Source organism: Segetibacter aerophilus (assembly GCF_007991655.1).
GTDB classification, from domain to species: Bacteria; Bacteroidota; Bacteroidia; order Chitinophagales; family Chitinophagaceae; genus Segetibacter; species Segetibacter aerophilus.
This window is the reverse complement of the sequence record NZ_BJYT01000066.1, coordinates 1-1,875: the sequence shown is the minus strand read 5'-3', so window position 1 is coordinate 1,875 and position 1,875 is coordinate 1. Positions and strand designations below refer to the sequence as shown.

Genomic DNA, 1,875 nt, shown 5'->3' with positions numbered 1-1,875 from the left:
AAAGTCACCTACCCCCATGAGGCCACGGTAGTAAGTTTATTTGAGCAGCAGGTTCAGAAGGCGCCGGGCAGTATGGCAGTAGTATATGCAGGAGAGGGGTTAACGTATGAGGAGTTCAACGGGAGAGCCAACCAGGTAGCACATTACCTGAGAAGCAGGGGAGTAAAGGAAGACAGTATAGTACCGGTATATATAGAGCGAAGCCTTGAGATGATGGTAGGCATCATGGGCATTTTAAAAGCCGGGGCAGCCTATGTGCCGATAGATACCGAGTTTCCTGAGAACAGGATCTCCTATATGCTAAAGGACAGCGGTTCACCCCTTGTAATCAGCAGTAAGGCAAGCCGCTCAAAACTGGAGACAGCCGAGCCGGATATAGAGATTATAGAGGTAGACGCACCAGCGATCACAAAGCAGCCAACTGATAATCCTGCCACAGCCCTGCAGCCCCATCATTTAGCCTACGTGATCTATACGTCAGGTTCTACCGGTATGCCCAAAGGTGTAATGATAGAGCACCGCAACCTGGTAGACTATGTATTTGGATTAAACGAACATACACAGATAGGAGAGTGCAGGAGCCATGCACTGGTATCAACCACCGCAACAGACTTAGGTAATACGGTTATCTATGGTTCGCTGCTACTGGGCGGAGCCTTACATATCTTCTCCAAAGAGCAGGTAAGCAATATAGAATACTTGCACGATTACTTCAGCGACAACCGGATAGATTGCTTAAAGATAGTCCCCTCACACTGGAAAGCGCTGCACCTCGATGAGGAGCTGCTGCTACCAAGGAAACTATTGGTATTTGGCGGAGAAGCGCTGCCATCAGAAGCAGTAGAGCAGATCAGGCAGACAGGATCGGTATGTACAGTAGTGAACCACTACGGACCTACAGAGACCACGATAGGCAAGCTGCTTCATGTAACAGAAAGAGGCCGCAGCTACAATGCAACTATCCCGATAGGAAAACCATTTTCCAATACACAGGTATATATACTAAGCAAAGACCTGCAACTGGCACCGCTGGGCATACCCGGTCAGTTATATATAGCAGGCGACGGAGTAGCAAGAGGCTATTTAAACAACGAAGAACTTACGGCTCAGAAGTTCATACAAAACCCCTTTGCTAAAGACGGCCAAAGCCGGATGTATGGCACAGGCGACCTGGTAAAATACCTCGGGGACGGCAATATAGAATTTATAGGCCGTGTAGATGACCAGGTAAAGATCAGAGGCTATAGGGTAGAGCTGGGAGAGATAGAAAGCATACTGCAGCAGTCAGAACTGGTAAGCCAGGGAGTAGTGCTGGCAAGAGAAGACAAACAAGGCAACAGGCGACTGGTAGGATACGTGGTAGCACAGGACGGGTGGTTCGACAGGGAAGGTATCCTGTCCTATCTGAAAGAGAAGTTACCCGAATACATGGTACCTGCAATGCTGGTAGAGCTGGAAAGTTTACCACTGACAGCCAATGGCAAGGTAGACAGAAAAGCACTACCCGACCCAGATGCTACAGAGCAACTGGCCGGACAGTACGTAGCACCACAGAGCGATGCAGAGCAGAGACTGGCAGAGATCTGGCAGGACGTGCTTGAAGAAGAGCAGGTAGGAGTGAACGACGACTTCTTTGAACTGGGAGGCCATTCCCTGCTGGCAGTACGACTGATCTCAGCGATCAGAAAAGAGTTTGCAGTAGAGATACCGATCAGTCACGTCTTTGATTACCCCACAATAGCACTGCTGGCAGCACAGCTGGAAGATAAATCAACATCCCAGGCAGCAGTACTTCCGTCAATCGAAGTCATACGCCCACGACCCGACAATATCCCCTTATCCTTCAGCCAGGAAAGATTGTGGTTTATTGATAGG

General features: G+C 49.2%; 1 protein-coding gene. It reads left to right on the top strand.

The window, feature by feature from the left end; all coding sequences use genetic code 11:
- The coding region (locus SAE01_RS24275) for a non-ribosomal peptide synthetase (protein ID WP_147206424.1) at positions 1 to 1,875 on the top strand (1,875 nt) is incomplete at both ends.